This is a genomic window from Magnetococcales bacterium (assembly GCA_015231175.1).
Classification (GTDB): Bacteria; Pseudomonadota; Magnetococcia; order Magnetococcales; family DC0425bin3; genus HA3dbin3.
On the sequence record JADGBZ010000056.1, the window covers coordinates 1 to 24,297 of the forward strand.

17 protein-coding genes and 1 tRNA gene are annotated in these 24,297 nt (G+C 55.7%); 7 read left to right on the plus strand and 11 right to left on the minus strand.

Annotated elements, in window-relative coordinates; all coding sequences use genetic code 11:
* Window positions 1–173 precede the first annotated feature (173 nt).
* From HQL63_11480 to HQL63_11505, 6 genes are all read right to left on the minus strand, one after another.
* Window positions 174–608, minus strand: a complete 435-nt coding sequence (locus HQL63_11480) for a DUF2442 domain-containing protein (protein ID MBF0177450.1) — start codon at window positions 606–608, stop codon at window positions 174–176.
* A complete protein-coding gene (locus HQL63_11485; GenBank protein ID MBF0177451.1) occupies window positions 601–828 on the minus strand; it encodes a DUF4160 domain-containing protein in 228 nt (75 codons plus the stop codon). The genes HQL63_11480 and HQL63_11485 overlap by 8 nt, the downstream gene beginning before the upstream one ends.
* A gap of 306 nt (window positions 829–1,134) precedes the next feature.
* Complete coding sequence (locus tag HQL63_11490; GenBank protein MBF0177452.1) at window positions 1,135–1,698, minus strand: DedA family protein; 564 nt, start codon at window positions 1,696–1,698, stop codon at window positions 1,135–1,137.
* Window positions 1,699–1,707: 9 nt separating this feature from the next.
* Window positions 1,708–2,088: a holo-ACP synthase gene (locus HQL63_11495; GenBank protein ID MBF0177453.1), complete on the minus strand. Its 381-nt coding sequence runs from the start codon at window positions 2,086–2,088 to the stop codon at window positions 1,708–1,710.
* Window positions 2,085–2,834: a pyridoxine 5'-phosphate synthase gene (pdxJ, locus tag HQL63_11500; GenBank protein ID MBF0177454.1), complete on the minus strand. Its 750-nt coding sequence runs from the start codon at window positions 2,832–2,834 to the stop codon at window positions 2,085–2,087. Before pdxJ ends, HQL63_11495 begins: the two co-directional genes overlap by 4 nt.
* Window positions 2,835–2,853: 19 nt before the next feature.
* Complete coding sequence (locus HQL63_11505) at window positions 2,854–6,756, minus strand: AsmA-like C-terminal domain-containing protein (GenBank protein ID MBF0177455.1); 3,903 nt, start codon at window positions 6,754–6,756, stop codon at window positions 2,854–2,856.
* A gap of 280 nt (window positions 6,757–7,036) precedes the next feature.
* Between HQL63_11505 and glnE the strand changes: the two genes are divergently transcribed.
* From glnE to HQL63_11520, 3 genes are all read left to right on the plus strand, one after another.
* The gene (gene glnE, locus HQL63_11510; GenBank protein MBF0177456.1) at window positions 7,037–10,084 is read left to right on the plus strand and encodes a bifunctional [glutamate--ammonia ligase]-adenylyl-L-tyrosine phosphorylase/[glutamate--ammonia-ligase] adenylyltransferase; all 3,048 of its coding nucleotides are present in this window, start codon (window positions 7,037–7,039) and stop codon (window positions 10,082–10,084) included.
* Window positions 10,085–10,122: 38 nt separating this feature from the next.
* Entirely contained in the window at window positions 10,123–14,310 is a 4,188-nt protein-coding gene (locus HQL63_11515; GenBank protein MBF0177457.1) for a response regulator, read from the plus strand.
* 87 nt (window positions 14,311–14,397) lie between these two features.
* Window positions 14,398–16,587, plus strand: coding sequence for a response regulator (locus HQL63_11520; protein MBF0177458.1), 2,190 nt, complete (start codon window positions 14,398–14,400; stop codon window positions 16,585–16,587).
* Between the two features lie 172 nt (window positions 16,588–16,759).
* Here HQL63_11520 and HQL63_11525 read toward each other — a convergent pair whose 3' ends face one another.
* Both HQL63_11525 and HQL63_11530 read right to left on the minus strand, forming a co-directional pair.
* Window positions 16,760–17,242: a sel1 repeat family protein gene (locus tag HQL63_11525; protein MBF0177459.1), complete on the minus strand. Its 483-nt coding sequence runs from the start codon at window positions 17,240–17,242 to the stop codon at window positions 16,760–16,762.
* Window positions 17,243–17,279: 37 nt separating this feature from the next.
* Window positions 17,280–17,534 carry a hypothetical protein gene (locus HQL63_11530; protein MBF0177460.1) on the minus strand — a complete coding sequence of 85 codons (255 nt, stop codon included), beginning with the start codon at window positions 17,532–17,534 and terminating at the stop codon, window positions 17,280–17,282.
* 414 nt (window positions 17,535–17,948) lie between these two features.
* Here HQL63_11530 and HQL63_11535 point away from each other — a divergent pair, with 414 nt between their 5' ends.
* From HQL63_11535 to HQL63_11545, 3 genes are all read left to right on the plus strand, one after another.
* Window positions 17,949–18,356: a YjbQ family protein gene (locus HQL63_11535; protein ID MBF0177461.1), complete on the plus strand. Its 408-nt coding sequence runs from the start codon at window positions 17,949–17,951 to the stop codon at window positions 18,354–18,356.
* 122 nt (window positions 18,357–18,478) lie between these two features.
* Window positions 18,479–18,946, plus strand: coding sequence for a CreA family protein (locus HQL63_11540; protein ID MBF0177462.1), 468 nt, complete (start codon window positions 18,479–18,481; stop codon window positions 18,944–18,946).
* An 89-nt stretch (window positions 18,947–19,035) separates the two neighbouring features.
* Window positions 19,036–20,721: a tetratricopeptide repeat protein gene (locus HQL63_11545; GenBank protein MBF0177463.1), complete on the plus strand. Its 1,686-nt coding sequence runs from the start codon at window positions 19,036–19,038 to the stop codon at window positions 20,719–20,721.
* Window positions 20,722–20,757: 36 nt separating this feature from the next.
* Here HQL63_11545 and trpD read toward each other — a convergent pair whose 3' ends face one another.
* The 3 genes from trpD to trpE form a co-directional block, all read right to left on the minus strand.
* Window positions 20,758–21,771, minus strand: coding sequence for an anthranilate phosphoribosyltransferase (gene trpD / locus HQL63_11550; protein MBF0177464.1), 1,014 nt, complete (start codon window positions 21,769–21,771; stop codon window positions 20,758–20,760).
* Window positions 21,772–21,950: 179 nt separating this feature from the next.
* Window positions 21,951–22,517 (minus strand): aminodeoxychorismate/anthranilate synthase component II, encoded by a 567-nt coding sequence (locus HQL63_11555; GenBank protein MBF0177465.1) that lies wholly within the window; start codon window positions 22,515–22,517, stop codon window positions 21,951–21,953.
* A gap of 6 nt (window positions 22,518–22,523) precedes the next feature.
* The gene (trpE, locus tag HQL63_11560; GenBank protein ID MBF0177466.1) at window positions 22,524–24,191 is read right to left on the minus strand and encodes an anthranilate synthase component I; all 1,668 of its coding nucleotides are present in this window, start codon (window positions 24,189–24,191) and stop codon (window positions 22,524–22,526) included.
* Between trpE and HQL63_11565 the strand changes: the two genes are divergently transcribed.
* A tRNA-Ala gene (locus tag HQL63_11565) sits at window positions 24,184–24,259 on the plus strand. The genes trpE and HQL63_11565 overlap by 8 nt on opposite strands.
* Window positions 24,260–24,297 lie beyond the last annotated feature (38 nt).

Sequence of the window (24,297 nt, forward strand, 5' to 3'; positions counted from 1 at the left end):
TGACAAAGGCTTTCCTGTCCAGGCTTTTCTTGCAAGGGTGGTGAATGGTTGCAAAATTCTTAAGTGTAGTGAAATCTGCACGAAATGATCGATCAGCTCCGAGGATCGTTGGAAACATGCCAGGGATTTTCCTGGAAAAGCGTCGAATAGTTGCCAAGTTGGAACAGCAGCCATCAGGCGACCAACCCCATGTCGATGGCTCTACAGGCCAGCCGGATGTGTTTGGGGATGGGGCGCTCACCGCTTTTGTAGTAGGCAATGGATCGCGTGCTGACTCCCAGGGCTTCGGCAGCGGATTTGTTCGTCATTTTGTGGCGCTGCAACCAGGTTACGAAGGTCTGGGTATGGGCCAGCATACGCAAATTATCGGCGCCCCATTCACCGGCCCCGGGCCATGTGATGGCGCCACCCCAGTCCTCTATGCGAGCTTTCGCGAGGATCTCAGGGTCGCGAAGAGCGGTAAAGTATCTGTTTTCCATCAAGTTGGAAAGGTCAACCACGGCGGAGTAGCCATCTTCCCATTCAGCCTCAATGGCGGTGACGCTGAATGGGGCAACTCTGGTAAGTCTCAGGTGGTGAAGTTCGAAAACGTCGTTGTTGTCATCCATTGATACGCTCCCATATTTTCAGCAGTTCAGTCTGATTGTCGGAAATCCAATTGACTGCTGCCTGGGCGTCACAACTTTTTTCACCCCGCGCCAGGGTGCGGAGGGTATCCAAATCGACCAGACAATCGAAGCTGGGAGCCCTGATATGCACATGCGGGGGTGGGTGATTCCCTTCGTAGATTTTGATCTTGAACCCGCAGATTTGCTTGATCGTGCCCATCCCGAATCCTCCCCCACATTTTGGAAGAATAACGCAAGCATTGCATAAAGTCAATCAAACAGTGCAATGGTTGCATTGATCTGAAGCAACTGTTCAGCATCCAGCGACGCATTGGGGTCCAAAGGGTTGGCCACATGGACCCCGATGCATCTGGCTGTCTTCGGAGTGACGGCCTTGCGACGCTTTAGGCGTGAGCTTTGAAGATTTTTCCGTCCATGTGCAGAGAAAGGTACTGCGTGCTGATCGTTGCGGCGCAAGGCCGCAAGGCCGATCAGGTGAAACCGCTCAAATGTTTTGATGGTGGGGTTATGGAGATCGTCTTCGCCTGACAAACCATCGCACCAGACCGAACAGGACGGCAACGCCGATGAGGGCGAGAAAGGCTTTTTCTTCATACTGGACGATCTCGCCGAGCAGGGTGTGGAGCGTCGGGCCAAACAGGTAGCCGACCCCGGCGATCACCACGGCCCAAATGGTGGCGCCGATCACATTGAACACCAAAAAACGCCACGCCGAGACATCGCTCATGCCGATGATGATGGGGCCGGCGATGCGCAAACCATACATGAAACGCACCCCTATGATCAGGGCGGTGTTGTAGCGCACGATCAGCCGATTGACCGGTTGGACGCGCGCTGCCAGATGCGGAAACCGGGCGAGGAGGGGAGCGCCGTGATACCGCCCCAGGTAAAAATAGATCTGATCCCCGAGCGTACCCCCACAAAATGCCGTCAACACCACCAGGGGAAAGGAGAGATATCCCTCGAAGGCCGCAAAACCCGCCAGGATAAGAATGGTCTCACCTTCGAGAAGGGCGCCGATGAAGAGGGCCAGATAACCATATTGGGCCAAAAGTTCGGGAAGTGACATGGGGCTGAATTACGATCCTTCCATAACGACAAAGGCCAAGGCAAAGCCGCCTTCATCGCTGATGCTTACGTGGGTGGAGGTCACGCCGAGGCGGGTCAGGTGCAGCGCTGCCTGGCCGTTGATGACCAGATAAGGGCGGCCAGCAGCATCGTTCAACAGCTCCACGTCGCCGAACCAGATGCCATCGCGGCATCCGGTCCCCAGGGCCTTGACGAAGGCCTCCTTGGCTGCGAACCGTTTAGCCAGACAGGGTGAGGGATCGTGCCGTTTTTGGCAGAAGGCCAGCTCTTTCGGGGAGTAGATGCGTTTAAGAAATCGATCCCCAAAGCGATCCACGATCTTGCGGATGCGTTGAATATCCACCAGGTCGGCGCCGATGCCGATGATCATCCGGCAACACCCGATGGCCGGGCCTGATAACCCAGATGCATGGTATGCAACATGTCCCGAATGGCCTGATCCATGCCTGTCGAGAGGGCCCGGGCCACGATGGCATGGCCGATGTTCAGCTCCTCAATACCCGGAATGGCGGCGATATCCTGGACGTTGTGGTAGTTGAGGCCGTGACCGGCATGGACCACCAACCCTTTCTCCCGCGCTTGCTGGGTGGCAAGCCTGATTTTATCCAACTCCTTGCGGCGCATCCCCGGCGTTGCCGACTCGGCATAGCGCCCGGTGTGCAACTCCACCACGGGAGCGCCGACCGCACGGGCTGCCTCGATCTGTTCCAGCTCCGGATCGATGAACAGGGAGACGCGCATGTCTGTTTTGCTGAGTCGCTCGACGACACGAATCAAATGGTCCATATGGCCTTTGACATTCAATCCCCCCTCGGTCGTCAACTCCGAGCGTTTTTCCGGCACGAGGCAGCAATCCGCCGGCTTGAACTGGCAGGCGAGCGACACCATCTCTCCCGTGGCGGCCATTTCCAGATTCATGCGGGTCTGGATGGTCTGGAGCAACAGTTTGACATCCCGTTCCTGGATGTGGCGGCGATCCTCCCGCAGATGGACCGTAATGCTGTTCGCTCCGGCCTGTTCGGCCAGGGCCGCCAACACCACGGGGTCCGGAAAACGGGTTCCCCGGGCCTGGCGCAGGGTGGCAACATGGTCCACGTTGACGCCCAGTTTGATCATCTCTTTTCCACTCCTTCTGTCAACGTTGGGGGAGGGTTGTCGCCAGGTCAATCCGACCGGCAGGTTTTGTGTTTGCCTCGGCACGTTTGGTCCGGACGGTCTGACCGGCAGGTTTTGTGTTTGCCTCGGCACGTTTGGTCCGGACAGGTTTTTTTGGCTTGGCGGGTGCGTTTTTCCGGTCGGCGTGTTTTAACCTGGTTGCTCTTTTTGCGCCAACTGGGTTGTTGATCGGAGGAGGCTCCATGGCAACGGATGGACCCCTGGCCGGGGCAGCCAGCTCGGTGGGGGAGGTTTTCATGAGTGGTTCATCTTGCACAGCAGCCGGTTTTTCCAGGGTGTTTTCAGGCTTCGGGGGTTGTTCCTCCTGCGCTGCGGGAAGCGCCACCGGTTGGGACATTTTCAACAATTTACCAGGGAAGTCAATGATGTCACGCAAAATTCCCGGGGCGAGGCTTCCCAAGGGTTTGATACGGGTTGCCGGATCCGACCAGGGGCCGGTGACCTGAAATTGTGTTTCGATGATTGCCTCGTGGCTGCCTGAGATCAGCTTGCCCAGAATGGGAACACGATTGATGATGCGATCGATGGTCTGGAGGGGTTGAATGCCTACCTGCAAATCCAACTCCCGGGAGACAAGGTTGACATCCCCGGAGGCCACAATTTTCATCGAAGGCCCTACCAAAGACCACTGATCCGAATGCCATAACCCGTTTTCAATGGTAAAATGGCCCTGCATTTTTTCGTAATAGAACCCTTTTCCAGCCAGATCGGGCCGATCACCGATCAGGAGGTTGGGCAAATCCGGAATAGAGAACAGACCCAACAGACTGGCCAAAAAACTCAAACGATGGACGACACCTTTTTGTGCATGGATCTCACCTTTTCCGGAGAGGTGCCGTAACAGGGAGTGGCTTGCAGAGGGTGAGTTGCCCGCGAGTTCCAAATTAAAAACGGCTTGTCCCTCCTGCATGCCTATGCCGCGATCCAGCCCTTTCAGCAGGCTGCCGAGATTGTCACTTGTGATGCGAAATCGTCCGGAATAGGCATCCGGGCCTGGTGTCCGTTGCCAATGAAATTCTCCCACTTCCAGTTGCTGCCTGGCGCCGTCCTGGTTGAAAAGGAGGCGATCGAAAGTATAACCCTCCGGAGCGAGCCGGAAACCGACCTCCATGTCTCGCGCCGACTCGCCGTGTGCCAGAATGGCGCGACGGGCGAACCCGGAGATGTGGAGGTGAGGCCAGGGTTGTGCAGGTTGGGTCGACTTCTCCTCCCCGGGAGGCGTGGCGGGAAACTCCATGAGTTTCAGGAGGGGACGGATATCCATGACATCCCAGGCCATTTCAACTTTCCACTCCGGATGGCCGACCTTGGCCGTGGCGTTGCGGACCAATCGCATGTTGCCGGCTGTTTCTCCCAAATGCATGTGATTCATGACCAGGTGACCGGCAAGGGAGTGCAGGTCAAGCGCGCCTGCCCCCGCAAAATTCAGGTTGCCCAATTGGCCAACAAGATGTTGCACCACCAGATTTTGTTGCTCCGGTTGGAGGTAGCCGGTACTGCTGATGGAGCCGGAATCCGTCTCCTTTTTGACCCACCCGGGCTTGCCGACAACGGACCAGGCATGGGCATCCAGACGTACATCGAAATGGAAACGCTTGTCTTCTGGCAAGTGGGAGAGCGACAGTTGGAAAGGGGTGTCGGGTAGAGTATGCGTTCCTTCCGAAACAAGCAGGGGCTGCAGTGACCTCTGCACCTGCTTTGCCGGGATACGTCCCGTAACATCGAGCAGGAGGTTGGCCAGGATCGTGTCCTTATAGTCGCTCACTTCCAGCGTGCCCTGGAAGGGTATGGCGTACATCTCCGCCGAACGGGCGGCCAGTTTCAATTGTCGGGAATCGATCTTCAATTGTCCTGAAAGGTGTTGGATGGGAGAGTCCAGGAAAGGGAGCTTGACCCAGGCTTCGGTCAACTCCACCTCTCCGGAAAATTGGGTATGTTGGGGGTGATCCAGGGGGAGGGATACCTTCAACCTGGCCGGACCATCGGCATCCAATGTCATGCCGACAAGCCCCAGCTCCTCATCCCAGCGCAGTAGGGGGTGTGCAATCAAATCCTGCCAGACCGAGTCAAGGTTGGCCTGGGCAGATGCATCGATGATCACCGTGGGCTGATGCAGCATGTCAGGAATGCCAACCTGGCCATGAACCCGGCTTGAACGAGCCAGAGAGCCATCAGAAACCACGGCAAGCATGGAAAGACGATCAAACACCAGGTGGGTTGACACTCCGGATACGGGGGGCAGTCCCGGATAGAATTGCACATCGGCGCCGGAGACATCTCCTTCGATGCGAAAAATCCAACCGTTCTTCCGTGCTGTCTTCTCTTCCGGAAAGGGTATCTGGCTGACGGGTCCAAAAATGCGGGCTTTTGCCCGGTCGACCCGACCTTTTTTCAGGGAGTTGTCCAACCAGGCGACAAGGTCAGGCGGCATGATGGTGACGGGGTAGAAAAAGTTTGCCTGCTCAGTTGGGACACCGGATGCTTCAGCCCGCAGATCCAGTACGGGATCTTTTTTACCACCCAGACCCGACAGGGAGAACTCTCCCGCAGCCTGCCCCTGGGTATTGCGCAGATCAAAACGCTTGACGACAAGGTTCCAACGTCCCAACTTGTCTTCATTCAGGGTTCCATGCGCCAAAAACCGGGTCACCGGGAAGGGCCAGCGGAACAGGGGCTTCCAGGTCAGCGTTCCCGACCCGGAAACCAGACGCCAATCCACCGAGGTCGGCGTCTGGTTGCTGCCGTTGGATTCCAGTTTCAGGCTCAACGGGGTGGTCAACTCTCCCAAGGGAAGAAATTCGGTCAGAGGTTGCCGAAAATCACCGGGACGCAGACCGGAAACCCCTGCATTCAGGAACCAGCGGCCATTTTCCTGGAATTGTCCACGGATATGCAGGGGAATCTGGCCGCGTGCATGATGGATGAGCGCTGACCCATCCATGTCCAGGCCACGGCCAGGTTCAAACCGGGTATCGATATGGGCGTTTCCCCATATATCGTGTGGCTCCCACTTGACCAACTCCGGAAACAGGGGCAACAACAGGGTGAGCCCTGCGCCATGAATTCGGGAACGGAGTTGCCAAACTCCCTGGGGGTCAGGCATGCCGCTGATATCGATGACCGCCAAGCGGTTATTCCAGACGATGCGGCCTGCGGCCTTCAATTCGATGGCCGTGCGATCCTTGTCTTGTCCCAGATACATCACCCAATCCTGAACTTGCAGGATTTCGGTTTCCGGCAGGGTGGACGTACCTCCCATGCGGACCGAGACATTGTTGAAGATCATCCGGCTGACAGGAAACGGGGCGTGAAATATCCCCATCACCAGGGATAACTCTTCCAGTATCTTTTGGGGATCGAGGTTTTTTTCCGGATTTCCTGCCTGGTTGCCCCGGGGCGTGGGGGCCATCTCCTGCCGGGGTATACGGACGACCAGGTCTTGCAGGCGAACTTCCTGGATCAGGGGTTCCCGGTGCATCCAGGCCAATGGGGTGACGATGCACGTGGCAAATTCGCTACGAAAAAAACCGGCCTCCGCAGCGCCTCGGGTCAAGGTGAGATCCTTGGCCCAGAGACGCATTTCAAGCCCTTGCGTGACGACACCCATCGATCCCGTAAGCCAACGCCAACCCGTCAAACGGGTCAGGATTGTGTTGACGTAAGGAGATTGACTTGTTATTTCAATACCATACTGAGACACAAAGAAGCCTGTACCCGCAATCGCCAGCAAGGTACCATAGGTCACCAACCGGTAGGCCCACTCGACCGATTGCAAAAAACGCCAGAAAGGATGGATCTTCCCTTGCCGGGTGGAGGCCTGGTGCGGTGTGGGTGAAGTTGGGGTATCGGGTTGGGATGCCATCGTCTTTTTTCGGGTGACACCTGATGTTTCACTGCTCGTAACTATTTGGCACCCGGCATCGAACCGGGATCCATGAGTCTGGCTCCCCGGCAGGTCCGGGACAGAGTTCTGATGGGGTTTGGGGCGAAGCCCAGGCAAGCGAAACCCTGACGAAGGCTTTCGTGTTCGGGCCTTTCTTGAAAGGGTGCCGAATGGTGGCAACTGCCCATTGTATGCCATTTGGGAGGCACAGTTCATGGGTTTGTCGCATCGGGCGTGTCCGGGGAGTTAAGGTGATACAATGCTGCACATGAACGGCCTGGGCTGGACCAATCCAGGGTTGAACGATACGGATCTTGAAGCGGTGATCCGGTTGGCTGGAGAGAGTGCCGATCCTGAAGGAGCCTTGGCGCGTCTGGCCCGGTTGACGGTGGAACATGGTCAGAATGCAACCCTGATGACGGACCTCCGGGAAGCCTTGACCGATCCTGCCTGGCGTCGACGTTTGCTTTTGGCTTTGGGGAACTCTCCCTTCCTGGCCAACATCATCCATCGTTGGCCACATTTTCTTCGGGAAATCATGGCCGACATGGCCATGCCTGACCCTGCCCTTTTGCGGCAACAGGTTTGTGTAGATACCCTGGTTGCGCAAGATTTTGCGACGGCTGCGCAAGTCTTGCGCCAATGGAAACACCGGGAATTTTTGCGTATCGGCCTGTTGGACCTGGCTGGTGACATCACTCTGTCAACGACGACACAGGCCCTGACGGCCATCGCCGAGGCGTGTCTGGAAGGGGGATATCGTTGGTTGCATCGTTCCCTATCCAGTCAGTTGGGTCAACCCATGATCGAGAGGCCTGGTGAGGATCCCCACCCAAGCCGTTTTACCATACTGGGCATGGGCAAATTGGGGGCGCGTGAACTCAATTTCTCCTCGGACATCGATCTGATCTATCTCTACGACCATGACGATGGCAAAACGACTGGACCTCGGCCCACTTCCATCAAGGGTTACCACGTCCGCCTGGGGCGGGATTTGATCAAACTTCTCTCCCAGCCTACCGCCGATGGCATGGTGTTTCGCCTTGATCTCAGGTTGCGACCCGAGGGTGAGAGCGGCGACCTTGCCCTCTCCTGCCGGTCAGCGGAGATTTATTATGAATCCTGGGGCCAGACCTGGGAACGGGCCGCCATGATCAAAGCCAGGCCCGTTGCCGGGGATCTGGCATTGGGTGAAGCGTTTTTGCAAAGATTGCAACCATTTGTATTTCGCAAATACCTTGATTACGCTGCCCTGGACGCCATTCGGGAGATGAAGCACCGCATCGACCGCAAGATTCATCAATTGGACGACTACCGCCGCAACCTCAAGTTGGGATATGGCGGCATTCGGGAGATAGAGTTTTTCGTGCAATCCCACCAATTGATCCGGGGAGGTGGTGATGCCCGGTTGCGGCTGCGGGAAACCATGCCCACCTTGCAGACCCTTGGCGTCCTGGGACACGTTGACTCCGATACGGTCCAGGCTCTTGGGGAGGCGTATGAGTTTTTGCGGACCCTGGAACATCGGTTGCAGATCGAACGCGAACAACAAACCCACTCCCTGCCGGAAGATCCCGTGGCCATGCGCGGGGTGGCTATTCGGGCAGGGTTTGCCGATGCCGCCTCGTTGCTGGCGCGGGTCGAACAGGTCACGCACCGTGTCCACGAGGCGTATCGGGGGTTGTTCCTGGAGGGCGAACGGGTCCGCCAGGAGAAGAGTGATCCCCTGGTGACCACCTTGCTGTCATGCAACCTCAACTCCGAAAAAGGAGTCGAAACCCTGCGTCAGGCCGGTTTTACCCATCCGGAACGGGCCCGGCAACTTCTGTATATTCTTCAGGAGGGCCAACCCGGCAAGACGCTGCCGGAGGCCATCTTGAAATGGTACAGGCGTTTGGCGCCGCTCCTGTTGGGTGAAATACTGCGTGCCCCGGATCAGGATATGGCCCTGGAGAATACCGAAGCCTTTCTTTTGCGCATAGGAACCCGGGCCAACTATCTCGCTCTCATGGTGGAAAATCCGCTGGTGTTGCACTTGTTGGTTCCATTGTTGGGTGCTTCTCCATTTCTTTCCCGGTTTTTGCATCACCATCCGGAGCTCATGGATCATCTGATCACCCGGGATTTTTTGGAGTTGCCTTCCGACAGCAGTCGGATGCGTCAGGCCCTTGCCGGGCAGCTTGCCCGTGCCGAAAATGGTGAGGAGCGGATCCGGGTGCTGCATGAGTTTAAAAACACCGAGATGTTGCGCATTGGGATTCGTGATTTGTCGGACATTGCCGATCTGCCCGAAACCCTGACGACCCTCTCCACGCTGGCCGATGTCGTGTTGACCCAGGTGTTGATCCAGGCAAGGCAGGAGTTGGAGAAGCGGCATGGCGTGCCATACTGGACCACGCCAACCGGAGAGAGGCGGTGCGCACAGTTTGTCATTCTGGCGCTGGGCAAGCTTGGGGGGAGGGAGCTAAGCTATGCTTCTGATCTTGATTTGATTTTTGTGCACGATGGCAGCGGAGATTCCCAGTATACCGATGGTGAACGACCTTTGGCCAATGGGGCGTTTTTTGCCAAACTTGGTCAGAAAATCATCTCCATCATCACGGTCATGACCCGCTCCGGACGTCTCTACGAGTTGGACATGCGTTTGCGTCCTTCCGGCAACTCCGGCCCGTTGGTGACGTCGGTCGACTCTTTTTTGCATTACCAAAAGAAGGATGCCTGGACCTGGGAGCATCAGGCCCTGACAAGGGTGCGTGTGGTCGCTGGTGATCTGGATTTGGCCAACCGCCTCAACGAGGCTGTTCGGGAAATTTTGCGCTCCCCCCGTGATCCAGAGCGCGTTGGCCAGGAGATCTGCGCGATGCGGGCCCGTGTCGCCCAGGAAAAGGGCCCACCCACAGGAAGTCTGGATATCAAGCTGAGCTTTGGCGGCATTGTGGACATTGAATTTTTGACTCAATATTTGATTTTGAGCCATGCCAACACCCACCCACAGATGCATCAGCGCAATACCTCGAATGCTCTTCTGTCGGCTGGTGATGCCAAACTCCTGGCGCCAGAGGATGTAACCTTTTTGATCACCTCCTACCGTTTTTTCCGTCTGGTGGAAAGCCGTATGCGGTTGCTGCATGACCGCTCAGAGAACCGCATTGGCCCGGATCCCTTGCTGCACAAGCGTCTGGAGCGTCTTTGTCGTTTGGATACCCATGCAGAGATCATCCCCCTTCTGAGGGAACATTTGGTGGGCGTACACACCATTTGCAGCCGTTATCTGGCAGGGTATCCGGCTATGGCACCAGCCAAGTGATGTGGGTGGGTGGGGTGGTCATCGTCGGATCCAGGTGAATGAGAATGCATGTCAACATGTCAAGGTTGTCTATTTCTGTCACCATGCTTGTCTCCACATGGCCTCTCGCCGCTTGGACCGACGACAAGGTGATGCATGCCGATCTGAACTGGATGGCGGTGCGCCCTGAGGTGGGAACAGACCTGCACGCCGTTTTGTTGTGGGCGATCTCTTTGGGAACAGCCCTGTTTTTCATCCTGGGTGGTATTGTTTTTTGGAACCGCCGTTTGAAACGGGATATCAAGGAACGCCGTGAGATGGAGGACCGTCTCAATCTTGCGTTGGCGGGCGGAGATTTGGGATTTTGGGATGTCAATCTTGCCAATGGGGATTTGGTGGTCAATGGTCGTTGGGCGGAAATGCTGGGGTATACCTTGGAAGAGATTCATCCTGTCACACGCCAGTTTTGGAAACAAAGGCTCCATCCGGATGATCGTGAACGGGTTTTGGCGGCAGGCCGCGACTATCTGGAGGGGAGATCGGATCAGTACATCTTGGAATATCGCGCCCTGGCGAAGGATGGTACACTCCGTTGGCTGATCAACCGTGGGGCTGTTTTCGAGCATGGGCACGATGGGCGCCCATTGCGGATGGTGGGAACCGTTCAGGACATCACCAAGCGCAAGCAGTCCGAAGAGGCCTTGCGCGATCAGTTTGCGTTTCAGCAGGTCTTGGTGGATACGATTCCCTATCCCATTTTTTACAAGGGGGCCGATTCACGTTTTCTCGGTTTCAATCGGGCTTACGAAGAGACCTTTCGTGTCAACCGGTTGGATCTGATCGGCAAACGTGTTCTCGATCTGGACTATTTGCCCGAGGTGGACCGCCTTGCCTACCAGGCTGAAGATGAGCGTGTCATTGCCGGTGCTGCGTCCATACAACGGGAGATGCCGATCCCCTTTGCTGATGGTCTGGTTCACGACACCCTCTATTTTGTTTCCGGTTTTCACCGTGTTGATGGCACCCCAGGTGGGTTGGTGGGTACCTTTATCGACGTGACCGACCGAAAAAAGATTGAGGATCTTGAACGTTTCAATCGGCTGGCCCTGGGGCGCGAGCAACGTATTATCGAACTTAAAAACGAAATCAATGCTTTGGCGAAGGAGACGCAACGTCCCCCACCCTATGACGCGCCTGAAGCGACCGAAGGCGCCGCAGCTACCGCGATATCCGGCGCTACGGGCAACATGGCCCAGGATCCAGAGTCCATTCACCGCGTATTCGCCGAACTGCTGCAACGGGAAAATCTGGGCAAGCTCTTTGACGATTTTTGTGAAGCCCTCGGCATTGCCTCGGCCATCATCGATCTGGATGGTCATGTATTGGTCTCATCACACTGGCAACGTGTTTGCACCCACTTTCATCGTGTCAACGAGGAGTCCTGTGCCAATTGCATCGAGAGTGACACCAAATTGGCATTGCATCTGAAGGAGGGCCAGGAGTTCACCATTTACCAGTGCAAAAACGGCATGACGGATTGCGCTTCTCCCATCGTGATCCATGGACTCCATGTGGCCAATGTATTTGTCGGTCAGTTCCATGTTGTTCCACCCGATCGGACCTTTTTCCATCGACAGGCCATCCGCTTTGGTTTTGACCCGGATGCCTACGTTGCGGCTGCCGAAGAAGCACCCGTGATGAATGCCGACAAACTCCCATTTATTCTTGGTTTTTTAACAAAATTTGCCCGGTTGATCGGATCCTTTTCCGTCAATCAGCTCCAGGCGCAATTGGCGGAACGCGCAGCCGTTGCCCACGGTGATGAGTTGCGCCGTGAACGCATCGCCGCCATGAGTCTGGCTGAGGATGCCGTCAGGGCACGCGCCGAACTGGCCAGCTATCAGACCCACCTGGAGTCTTTGGTGGCCGAGCGCACCAGGGATTTGGAGGACATTGCTTCGGAACTGCGTGTTGCCAAAGATGTCGCCGAAGAGGCCACCCGCATGAAGTCCGACTTTCTGGCCAATATGAGCCACGAGATCCGTACCCCGATGAACGCCATCATCGGCATGGCCCATTTGGCCTTGAAGACGGACATGACCCCCAAACAACGCGATTACATCGAAAAAGTGCAACGATCCGGTCAGCATCTTTTGGGGCTGATCAATGATATTCTGGATTTTTCCAAAATTGAGGCTGGCAAGCTGACTGTCGAGGAGGTTGATTTCGATCTGAACAAGATCCTCGATAACGTTGCCAGTCTGATCGGCGAGAAGGCCCATGCCAAGGGTTTGGAGCTGATCTTTGACTTGGCCAGTGATCTTCCTCCCCACCTTAAAGGGGATCCTCTCCGCCTGGGACAGATCTTGATCAACTATGCCAATAATGCCGTTAAATTTACGGAACGGGGCGAAATTATTGTCCGAATCCGCAAATGGGCGGACCAGGGCCAACGGTTGTTGATGCGTTTTGAGGTGCAGGATACGGGTATTGGTTTGAGTCCGGAACACCAGGTCAAATTGTTCCAATCTTTTCAGCAGGCTGATACTTCAACCACCCGCAAATACGGTGGTACTGGTCTGGGTTTGGTGATCTCGCGAAGATTGGCTCAACTCATGGGAGGGGATGCTGGGGTTGAGAGCGAACTTGGCAAGGGGAGCACTTTTTGGTTTACCGCTTTGTTGCGCCCCGGTTCGATGGCCTCCCGGCAGATGGTGCCCGATCCGGACTTGCGGGGACGGCGCATCCTGGTGGTGGACGACAATGTTCAAGCCCGGCAAATCTTGAGCGAAATGCTGCGCAGCATGGCCTTCCAGGTGACCGATGCTGCCTCGGGAAAGGATGCATTGCAAATGGTTTTGCTCGCCGAAGAGGCGGACCAGCCGTTTGATGTGGCCTTCATCGATTGGCACATGCCGGATATGGATGGGATGGCCACTGCGCGTTGTCTCCTGACGCTGCAAGGGGTTCGGATTCCCCACTTGGTCATGGTGACGGCCTATGGTCGGGAAGAGATTATCCATGATGCGCACCATGTCGGCTTTGAAAGCATACTTGTCAAGCCAGTCACCCCTTCCGTTCTTTTCGATGCGGTGATTCGCGCCATGGGAGTGGGCAAGGAAAAGGAGGAGAGTGTGGTTCGCCACGAACCTTTCCCTCTTGCCCATTTGGAGGGAATTCGTGGAGCCAAGGTGTTGTTGGTCGAAGATAACGACCTGAACCAGCAGGTGGCGATGGAGTTGTTGACTGAGGCGGGGCTTGTTCCCCGTCTTGCCGAAAACGGATCTGTGGCCGTCGATATGGTCCAGGAGGAACCGTTTGATGTCGTCCTGATGGATATGCAGATGCCGGTCATGGATGGTCTGATGGCCACACAGGCCATCCGGAAACTTCCGGGCTTTGGTCATCTTCCCATTTTGGCCATGACCGCGAACGCCATGGCTGTGGACCGGGAAAAATGCTTGAAAGCAGGCATGAACGACCATATTCCCAAGCCCATCCATCCCGAAGAGTTGTTTGCAGCTCTGTTGCGTTGGGTTCCATCCCGCAGAAAGCCTGGGTATTTTCCGAACCAGACACAAGACGTGGTCGTTGCGACCGTTTCGTCGAACTTTTCAGGGAAAAAATCATCCATATCCGATAGCCTGACCGGAATACCCGGTCTGGATGTGCAGGCAGGCATCAAACGGGTCTTGGGAAAATATGCCACCTATGAAAGCCTGTTGCGCAAGTATGTGGCGGGTCAGCAAGGGGTCGTGGCCCTTATCAGGACACATTTGGCGGGCCACGACAAGCAGGATGCAGAGCGCGTGGCCCATACTCTCAAGGGGGTGTCTGGCAACATAGGTGCGGTTCGGGTTCAAGAGTTGGCGTCGCGAATCGAAAGTGCCATCAAGGGGGGTGAAAATGAGGCGGAGATCGATTCCCTCCTGATGGCTCTGGATATGGAGTTGCAACCACTTTTGCAGGCTTTGCAATGGGCCTTGGAAAAACGGGACAGGGACCAGGTTCCTGTAGCGAACCCGGTCGTGATCGATTGGTCGGTGTCCAGGTCACTGGTAGCCCGTTTGGAATCCCTGCTGAGTGAAGATGATGCCGAAGCCGCCAACCTGTTTGAACAAAACCGCGATTTGCTTCTTGGTCTGTTCGGCAAAACCGCTGAGGAGATTGGAAAATTGATCCAAAATTACGACATGGAAGGGGCGTTGGCAGCGCTCCGCCAGGCTCGGCAAATTCACATTGAATGAATGGATGACATTCAAGATGCCTCCACTCGGTTTCCAGCCGGTCCATGTCCAACTGACACCGCAAATCGACGCCAAAGGAGATAGATCTTGCCCGATCCCCTTGCCGACAAAAAATCCATTCTGGTGGTGGACGATACCCCGGACAATTTAACCCTGGTGAGTGGCGTTCTCAAGGATGTCTACAAGGTCAGGGTTGCCAACTCTGGAGATCGCGGTCTCAAAATCGCCCGGTCAGAGATGCCACCGGACTTGATTCTATTGGACATCATGATGCCCGGCATGGATGGTTTCGAGGTGATGCGTCAGTTGCAGGCCGTTCCGGACACAAAAAATATTCCAGTGATTTTTCTGACCGCCAGGAGTGAGGTGGAGGATGAGGAGCGGGGGTTGGCTCTGGGTGCAGTGGATTACATCACCAAACCGATCAGTCCGCCTATTCTTCTTGCCCGCGTGCAGACACACCTGGCGTTGAAGAGTGCTCGGGATCAGTTGCAAAATCAAAATCATCTTTTGGAAGAGAAGGTCAAGGAACGGACCCGGGATTTGGTCATCTCCCAGAGCAGGCTCGAAAAACTTGTGGAGCTGGGTTTGGCCCTGACACAGGAACTTGACACCAACCGTCTGCTGGAGATGATCCTCCTGGGTGGCAAGGAGTTGACGAACGCCGATGCCGCGACACTTTATCTATGTGAAAATGAAAGTGTTGTTTTTGCCATCCGCTCCCGCAAGGACACCTTGCCGATGAGCTCCATCCCTTTTCGGGATCCTGTGACTGGTCAGGAAAACCATCACTATGTTTCGGTCCATGTGGCTTTGACCGGGGAGAGTGTCTGTCTGAGTGATCTCTATGGCGAGTGCGCCCCTTTCGATGTCAGCGGCGTTCGTCAATTTGACGAATCCACCGGTTATCACACCCGATCGATGCTGACCGTTGCCCTCAAATCCCGGCAAGGGATACCAGTGGGGGTGTTGCAACTGATCAACTCCATGGATCCTGTCACGGGTGAGGTGGTCCCTTTTCATCTGGACCTGATTCGGTTGGCTGAGGCCATGGCCTCGCAGGCCGGAGTTGCCCTGGACAACCACCACCTCATACAGGATTTGGAAAAGCTTTTTGACTCCGTGATCAAACTGGTTGCAAGCGCCATCGACGCCAAGTCACACTACACGGGGGGTCATTGTGAGCGGGTGCCTGAATTGGGGCGACTTTTGGCCGAGGCGGCCTGTAACGCCGAGTCAGGGGTTTTCGCTGACTTTGTCATGTCACCTGAGGAGTGGAAATCTTTCCGGATGGCAGGTTGGCTGCATGATTGCGGCAAGGTGACCACGCCGGAATTTGTTGTGGACAAGGCTACCAAATTGGAGACCCTCTACAACCGAATCCACGAAATTCGCACCCGTTTTGAGGTGTTGCGCCGGGATTATGAAATAGCCGCCCTTGTGCAAAGTCACCAGCCAGGCGCAGATCTCCAGCGTATTGCCATGGAAAAGGCTGCCGCCATGGCTGAATTGGAAAGCGACTTCGCCTTTGTCGCCGGATGCAACGTGGGGGATGCGCCTATGTCACCGGAGATGATCGCCCGTCTCGAACGCATTGCCAAGCGCACATGGCAACGCACCTTTGATGATCGTCTTGGACTCTCGCATGTAGAAATGGATCGAATCAGGGATCTTCCAGTGCAACCCCTGCCGGTGCAAGAGTCGTTGCTCGCAGACAAACCGAGTCATATCATTTCCCGTCAGGAAGTGCCCTTGTCTTACGATCCGGATGCCTGGGGTATTCGTCTCAAGGTGCCTGAATATCTATACAATAATGGGGAATTGTACAATCTTTGTATTGCCAGAGGAACTCTCAATGAAGAGGAACGCTATAAGATCAATGAACATGTTATTTATTCGATCATCATGTTGTCTCAGCTTCCTTTCCCCAAAAGCATGAGCAATATTGTCGAATACGCCGGGTCGCACCATGAAACGCAAAATGGCAAAGGCTATCCCAGACGCTTGTCGCGTGAGCAACAATCCGTGCAAGCCCGTATTTTGGCCATCGCGGACATTTTTGAAGCCCTCACTGCATCGGATCGCCCCTATAAAAAGGCGAAAACCCTCTCCGAAGCCCTCAATATCATGTCTTTCATGGTTCGGGATCAGCATATCGATGGCGACCTGTTCGACCTGTTTCTCAGCAGCAGGGTCTACCAAACCTATGCGGACAAATATTTAAAACCAGAACAGAGGGACCAGGTGGATCTGGCATCCTTTCGTCGGAAATCGTAGTTCCACGTCTGTTTTCAGGGGAGGAGACTCCACCGCGAGGGGTGCGGCTTCCGCCACAAAGTCGTTCACGCCGACTCGTTCGCTCAGACCGAGGCCTTCACGAACCTGACGTATCGCCCCTTGGGTTCCGGCGTTGGGAATTTTCATCGGAAACGGCAATCCGTGGTGCAGATCACAGATCATGACGCAACCGCCATTGGCGGGCGCTTGCGTGGGCTCGTTCGATTTGTTCAGGCGAGAGGAGATCCGCGACGTGATCACGCACGGTCTCTGTTTCCTGGCGGGCTGCCGCAGGACTCTCTTCGGCTGCCAGGCAGAACCACATGTAGGCCTGCTCAAGGTCTTGCTCGACTCCCAGCCCCTCCAGCAACATGCCACCCAGATTGAAGAGGGAGCGGGGGTTTCCTTGAACAGCCGCCCTGGAAAACCACCCGAAAGCAGCCGTATGGTCCACGGGGGTACCCAGGCCTCTCAGGTTGAGGATACCCAGGTTGTGCTGGGAGAGATGATCCCCCTGCTCGGCTGCCAGCAGCAGCCATTTGGCTGCTTCCTTGAAATCCTGTTCTACGCCTCTTCCCTGCATGTACAAGGCGCCAAGGTTATGCTGCGCTTTGGGGTTGCCCTCCTCAGCCAGCACCCTCACGGCGACAACCATCTTTTGCAGTTCGTCTATTTTTCCAGCTCCATGTCGATCAAGCCAGAGCGGCCATGTTCATTTTGGCTTGAGCTGCGGCGGAGATTGTCACACGATAGGCCTCGGACAGGCGATCATGGGCCGGGGAAGGCTCCAGGACCGGTCTGGATGGGCCCTCCTTGGCACTCCGCGCCGTTGCCTTGGCGAAAAAGTCATCATGACGCTCCCTCTTCTGGCTACTGGCTGACTTTTGGGTGCGTCCGTTCAGATAGTTGGCGATGGTGGAGATGCCCACGATGTATTCTCCTTCCATTCCCTTGATACGATTCCGATGATCCAAATTCCCTATGGGTCACTGAGCGGCTGGCATAACGTGAGGCATCCTGCGTCACGAACTTGCTGACCATGGACGCAATCCATGTGCCAACCATGAAGTCAAGCCTCATGTCTGCCGATGGGAGGAGGAAATATCGTTGACAATGAATCCTGTGGGTCACCCCGGTTTGTCACTTTGTCTCCTGTGGCCGGGCACCGAATGGCTGACTTGTGGGTAACGAAAAATTGGCGAAATGGAAAATTTTGACGCATCGGGCATGCACTTTTTTCCCCAGGAAAAAAACGCCATCCTGTGAAGCCGAGCATGCTTTTGCTTGAATATTCGGTTCAATAGAATATGCTGGACCAGCTCAGGCATGGGAGAATATGTTTGCGACAGGGGGGCGCGTGCATGCAAACCATCATCAATATTCGCACTCGGAATCGGGAAGAGTTGGTTGATATTACAGGACATGTGGAGTCTGCCGTCCGCAACAGCGGGGTCAGAAACGGTTTGGTCGCCCTGTTTGCCCAGGGGGCGACGGCTGGCATCATGATTCAGGAAAACTGGGATGATAGTGTGCAAAAAGATGCCATCAATCTCCTGGCCAAACTGATTCCCAAGGGGATCTGGATGCATGACCATCAGGATGGCAATGGTGACGCACACCTTAAATCGGGTCTGGTAGGGCCCTCGGAGACCATCCCCATCCTGGACGGCCATCTGGGACTCTCCACTTGGCAAAACATCTTTTTTTGCGAGTTCGATGGTCCCCGCGACCAAAGGAGTATCGTTTGCACCATCTTGCCGGATCGTTGACTCATGCCAGGCGCTTTGGAAGATATCAAATGTTGCCCGGTCGGATTCGTTTGGCGGCGCATGTTGTCGTTTTTGCCGTAGATGCAGTGGTATCAACCAAATTGTCATGGAGGATCAAAAAGATGGGAAAGGTTTGGGTTGGTTTGCTTCTGGGGATCCTGCTCCTGCGTCCCGGCTTCTCCGTTGGTGAGGAGATCGGCTCGGTCGATACCGCATTCAAGCTCCTGGGGGCGGATGACAGAATTGTTATCGAGGCTTTTGATGATCCCAAAATTTCTGGTGTCACCTGTCACCTGAGCCGTTCCAAGAAGGGGGGGGTCAAGGGTAGTTTGGGGCTTGCCGAGGATCTTTCCGAAGCCTCCATCGCCTGTCGTCAAGTTGGTCCGATCAGTTTCAAGGAGGAACCCGTCGACAAGGAGGAGGTCTTCTCCAAAAGCACCTCCCTGCTGTTCAAAAAATTGAATGTGGTCCGCTTCTATGATCGCAAGCGCAATGTTCTTATCTATCTGACCTATAGTGATAAATTGATCGATGGCTCGCCGAAAAACAGTATCTCCACTGTGCCGGTCATGCCTTGGAGAAAAGAGTAACCTTTGTGCTTTTGCAACGAATCAGCACCCTTGCAAGAAAAGCTTGAGCATGCGTAACGATTCAACACCTTTTCAAGAAAAGCCTGGATATGAAAGCCTTTGTCGGGGCTTCGCCCCGAACCTCGCCAGGACGCTCTCCTGGACCTTCCAGGGAGCCAGTCCCCTGGATCCCGATGCGTTGCCGGGTGATGAATGGTTGCGTGCTTTTCACCCTTCTCTCGATATGGTCCTTCGCCTCCTGGGCGGAGCCGGAATCGGCCTCGCCGGGTTCCTTGCCGGAAATTGCGGCGCCGGAATCAACCGGGCAAAGGCTTCTCAAACGCCGTGTGGCGATTTTGCAACGTCTTGTGCGCGTCCCTCCCCGAGGCCCGGAGGGTGTCGGTAAGATCAAACAAATTTTGGATGCCGTTCGTGATGAGGAGATGGACCGTGCCGAGGCTCTCCTGGCACAGGTCGAAGCTGCTTATACCTCTCTGGACTCGCAGGCTCCGGGGGATATCTTCAATTTTCTGCTTTCCAATCTTTCCGCCATGGATGGCGAGAGAAAACGTCATCAACGAGAGTTTGTCGTTGCCGCCAACCTGTTTCGTAAAGCGCTGACCCTGGTTCCTCCCTGGGCCATCAAGGAGCGGACGACGCACCTCGTGGGGCTGGGAAGGGTTTTGCACCAGGCGGGAAAATTTTCCGAAGCTGGTCGCGTCCTGGAGGAGGCGTTGCAACTGGCTGAAAAAAACCTGGCATCGGACCATATTCTTCTTGCCGATGTTCTTGATGCACTGGGTGAGTTGTGGGTTGATCTGGACCGTTTGAATGAAGCAGGCCCCCTTTTGCTACGTTCTTTGGCCATCCGGGAAAAACAAATGGGGGGAACTCATCTCCTGACGGCCAAAAGTTTGGCCCATCTGGGACGATTGCGTACTCTCCAGGAACAGTTTGTCCACGCGGAGCAACTTCTACAGCGCAGCATGGCGATCCGTTTGGCTCAACTCGAACCGAACGATCCCGATATGACCCAAAGTCTCCTGGATCTTGGCAACCTGCGTTTTGCCCAAAATCGGCTGGTCGAGGCCGAGCCTGTGCTTCTCAAGGATCTGGTCATCCAGGAAGAGTTTCTGGAACCTTCCCATCTTGATGTGGCTGCCACCTTGCAGGCCTTGGCCATGGTGCAACTCGGTTTGGGAAAAACCGACTTGGCTGAGGCTGGCTTGCAACGGGCTTTGCTTGCATGTCGCCTGCGTGGTGGCGCGGATTACCCGCTCCTGGGTACTGTGCTACAGAATCTGGGTATGGTGTACCTGAAAAAAGGCCAGATGGGTGAAGCAGAAAAGTATTTGCGCCAGGCACTTCTTTTCACGGAACGCCTTTATGGACCGGAACACATGCGTCTGCACGGCATCATCGACTCCCTGGCCGATCTTCTGCAACAACAGGGAAAAAATCAGGAGGCTGAGGCCTTCCTGCGCAAGAGTCTCTCCGTTGCAGAGAACAAATTGGGCAAACGCCACCATCGGGTTGCCAACCGCCATGTACGTCTTGCCCGGTTTTATCAAAAAGTGGGCAAGAGCGATGCGGCGGAGTACCACTACCGGGAAGGACTTGAAATCGAGCGTGACCTCGATCCGGTCAGCAGAGAGGGAACCCAATGGTTACGCGAGTACGCTGCGCTGCTTCGGGAAATGGACAAACCCATCTACGCCCAACTGATCAGTGCTCTGGCTGACTCCATCCAGGCTGGTAAGCCATTTTTTTTGCAAGGACTTTTGCCGGGAAGGTGAGGGGACGGGAGAGGCGAGGCCGCCTTGCGGGGGCGATCAGCCATTGGAGATCTGTGCCAGGAGGGCCAATTTTTTTTTGGCCAGCCCCGCATCGAGGGCGTGCCGGGCGGCAAGGATGCCTTCCTCAATATTCTTGACGCTTTCAGCCACATAAAGAGCGGCAGCTGCATTCAATACGACAATGTCTCTTTTTGGTCCTGGTTCCCCATCCAGTATGGCGCGGGTGATGGCAGCATTGGTTTCGGCATCACCGCCCCGAAGATGCTCCAGGGAGGAGGGGGACAAGCCAAACTGTTCCGGAGTGATGGTGTAGCTTTTGACGTTCCGGTCGGAAGAGAGCTCCGCCACCTGGGTTGGGCCGGTAAGGGTGATTTCGTCCAATCCGTCCAGACCATGCACCACCATGGCCCGTTGTGATCCCAGCAGTCCCAACACATGCGCAAGGAGTTCCACATGTGCGCCGTCAAACACCCCGATGAGTTGATAGGGAGCCCCGGCAGGGTTGGTCAGGGGGCCCAGCAGATTGAAGAGGGTCCGAATGGCGATTTCCTGACGGGGCCGCAAAGCGTGCCGCATGGCGCCATGGTGGCGGGGAGCGAACAAAAATCCTATACCGACTTCGCGCAAGCATTTTTCCACGACGGGTACGTCGGCCTCGATCTGGACCCCCAGGGCCTTGAGGAGGTCAGCAGAGCCACTTTTTGAAGAAATGGAACGGTTGCCATGTTTGGCGACAGTGACGCCACACGCCGCCACCACAAAGGAGACTGTTGTGGAGATGTTGAATGTCCCCAAGGCGTCGCCACCCGTGCCGCAAGTGTCCACGACACGTCCAGGGGCGTGTACGGCGACGGCCTTTTGCCGCATGGCTTGCACCGAACCGGCAATCTCGTCGACACTCTCCCCTTTCATGCGCATGGCCACCAGGTAAGCGGCAATCTGGGCATCCGTGGCTTGACCGGACATGATTTGATCCGTGACTTGCCGGGCTTCTTCCTGTGTCAAATCGCGTCTGGATACAACCCGGGCAATGGCTCCCTGGATGTTCATCAGGACAACTCCTGTTCAGGGTGAAGATGATTGCTGGTAACGATTCACCACCCGGCAACGCATCGGGGTCCAGGGGGCAGGCCCCCTGGCAGGTCCAGGACAGAGTCCTGGTGGGGTTCGGGGCGAAGCCCTGAGAAAGGCTTTCATGTCCAAGCCTTTCTTGAAAGGGTGCCGAATAGTTACGATTGCTGAAGAAAATTGCGCAACAGGGCGTGGCCATGCTGTGTCAGAATGGACTCCGGATGAAACTGGACGCCCTCTACAGGCATGCTTTGGTGCTTCAAACCCATGATCAATCCGTCTTCAGTCCAGGCTGTCACCTTCAGGCAAACCGGCAACGTCTCCCTTTCCACCACCAGAGAGTGGTAACGGGTGGCATCGAAAGGGCGTGGGATGCCGGAAAAAACGCCTATATCGTGGTGATGAATCGGCGACGTTTTGCCATGCATGACATACGGGGCCCTGACAACCTTGCCACCAAAGGCCTGCCCAATGGCCTGATGCCCCAAACAAACCCCCAGAATGGGAAAACGTCCACCAAACTGGCGAATGACCTCCAGAGTGATCCCCGCCTGATCCGGGGCACAGGGGCCTGGAGAGAGAACGATGTGGTCCGGGTTGAAGAGGGTTATCTCCTCCAACGTTATGGCATTGTTGCGAAAAACACGAACATCCTGTCCAAGTTCACCGAAATATTGGACCAGGTTGTAGGTAAAGGAGTCAAAATTATCGATCATGAGAACCATGGCCGCCTACTCCAGATCTGTCTGAACCATATGAACGGCGCGGAAAATGGCTCGGGCTTTGTTGAGGGTTTCTTCATATTCGCGGGCCGGGTCGGAGTCAGCCACGATGCCGGCGCCAGCCTGGATGAAAAGGGTCGAATCCTTGATCACGGCTGTGCGAATGGTCAGGGCCAGGTCCATGAATCCCCTGGAGGTGAGGTAACCAACCGCCCCCGCATAGGGTCCACGGCGGGAAGGTTCCAACTCCTCTATGATCTCCATGGCGCGGATTTTGGGTGCTCCACTGACCGTGCCAGCCGGAAAGGTGGCGGCGATGATGGAAAAACTGTCAAGGTCAGGCCGCAGACGCCCCTCGACATTGGAGACAATGTGCATGACGTGGGAATAACGCTCGATGACCTTGATTTCGGTGACCTTGACGCTGCCCGTTACGGCGACGCGCCCCACGTCGTTACGTCCCAAATCCACCAGCATGATATGCTCGGCCAACTCCTTGGGATCAGCCAACAGATCCTGTTCCAGTTCGAGATCTTCCTTGGGGGTGGCGCCCCGTGGACGGGTTCCCGCAATCGGTCGGACCGTCACCACATCCCCTTCCTGACGCACCAATATCTCCGGGCTGGATCCTACCAACGCAAAATCATCCGCCTGGAGCAGAAAGAGGTAGGGGGATGGGTTGGTCGTGCGCAAGGCCCGATAGAGGGAGAGGGGAGATCTGGCATACGGGATTGACAACCTCTGGGAGAGCACCACCTGCATGATGTCCCCGGCAGCGATATACTCCTTCGCACGGGCTACGGACGATTCGAATTGCTCGCGAGTGACTTCGGAAACGAACGCCTCCTCCCGCAGTGCGTGGGTCATGGGAGGTGTTGCGGGTATGGGCAGCGGCTTGCGAAGGGTGGATACAATCGCCGCAATGCGCTCGACCCCGCGTTGATAGAGCGTTTCCGGATCAGAGGGGTCCGTGATGAGTACGTTGGCCACCACGTTCATCTTGCCGGACAGATTGTCAAAAATCACCACCGTCTCGGGAACCATGAACAGCGCATCGGGCAACCTAAGACGATCCGGATTTTCATCCGGGATTTTTTCAAAACAGCGCACCACGTCATATCCCAAATATCCCACCGCACCCCCTTGGAACGGAAAAGGGAGGTCAAGCCCGGTGGTTTGGAAGCCAAGCATGAACTCTTTGAGGGCCTGCATGATGTCTTGGCAGGGGATGGTGTGCGGGGACGCCTGCCCCTGGCGGTGGATCTCCACCCTTTGACCAAAGGCCTTGAAAATGGCCAGGGGGCGGATTCCGATCATGCTGAAACGGCCCCATTTTTCCCCGCCCTGAACCGACTCAAGAAGGAAGCTGTAGGGATCCTTTCCCGCCACCTTGAGGAAAACAGAGACCGGGGTATCCAGATCAGCCAAAATTTCCCGATAGACAGGAACCAGCTTGTCACGTCCGGCCAAAACGCGAAATTGCGCCAACGATGGATGAATCAAAAAAGGAGACTCCTGTTCGGAAAGTTCAAATGAGCCACCTGCAAACGACACGAACTCATTAGCATTTTTCACCCCATAAATCACCCCCCTGAAAAAATCAAAATCAAATCCCTTGACACCCCCTTCGCGTTGGATTAAAAAGCCGACTCCTTTCGATGCACAACGGGGGGCCATAGCTCAGCTGGGAGAGCGCTTGAATGGCATTCAAGAGGTCGGCGGTTCGATCCCGCCTGGCTCCACCAAATAAAACAAAGACTTACGGCCACTCGCAAGGTGGCCG

Bases quoted from the DNA above. Each gene is read 5' to 3' on its own strand.
- HQL63_11480 (MBF0177450.1), bottom strand. From the start codon at position 608: ATGGATGACAACAACGACGTTTTCGAACTTCACCACCTGAGACTTACC.
- HQL63_11485 (MBF0177451.1), bottom strand. From the start codon at position 828: ATGGGCACGATCAAGCAAATCTGCGGGTTCAAGATCAAAATCTACGAA.
- HQL63_11490 (MBF0177452.1), bottom strand. From the start codon at position 1,698: ATGTCACTTCCCGAACTTTTGGCCCAATATGGTTATCTGGCCCTCTTC.
- HQL63_11495 (MBF0177453.1), bottom strand. From the start codon at position 2,088: ATGATCATCGGCATCGGCGCCGACCTGGTGGATATTCAACGCATCCGC.
- pdxJ (MBF0177454.1), bottom strand. From the start codon at position 2,834: ATGATCAAACTGGGCGTCAACGTGGACCATGTTGCCACCCTGCGCCAG.
- HQL63_11505 (MBF0177455.1), bottom strand. From the start codon at position 6,756: ATGGCATCCCAACCCGATACCCCAACTTCACCCACACCGCACCAGGCC.
- glnE (MBF0177456.1), top strand. From the start codon at position 7,037: ATGCTGCACATGAACGGCCTGGGCTGGACCAATCCAGGGTTGAACGAT.
- HQL63_11515 (MBF0177457.1), top strand. From the start codon at position 10,123: ATGAGAATGCATGTCAACATGTCAAGGTTGTCTATTTCTGTCACCATG.
- HQL63_11525 (MBF0177459.1), bottom strand. From the start codon at position 17,242: ATGGTTGTCGCCGTGAGGGTGCTGGCTGAGGAGGGCAACCCCAAAGCG.
- HQL63_11530 (MBF0177460.1), bottom strand. From the start codon at position 17,534: ATGGAAGGAGAATACATCGTGGGCATCTCCACCATCGCCAACTATCTG.
- HQL63_11535 (MBF0177461.1), top strand. From the start codon at position 17,949: ATGCAAACCATCATCAATATTCGCACTCGGAATCGGGAAGAGTTGGTT.
- HQL63_11540 (MBF0177462.1), top strand. From the start codon at position 18,479: ATGGGAAAGGTTTGGGTTGGTTTGCTTCTGGGGATCCTGCTCCTGCGT.
- HQL63_11545 (MBF0177463.1), top strand. From the start codon at position 19,036: ATGAAAGCCTTTGTCGGGGCTTCGCCCCGAACCTCGCCAGGACGCTCT.
- trpD (MBF0177464.1), bottom strand. From the start codon at position 21,771: ATGAACATCCAGGGAGCCATTGCCCGGGTTGTATCCAGACGCGATTTG.
- HQL63_11555 (MBF0177465.1), bottom strand. From the start codon at position 22,517: ATGGTTCTCATGATCGATAATTTTGACTCCTTTACCTACAACCTGGTC.
- trpE (MBF0177466.1), bottom strand. From the start codon at position 24,191: ATGGCCCCCCGTTGTGCATCGAAAGGAGTCGGCTTTTTAATCCAACGC.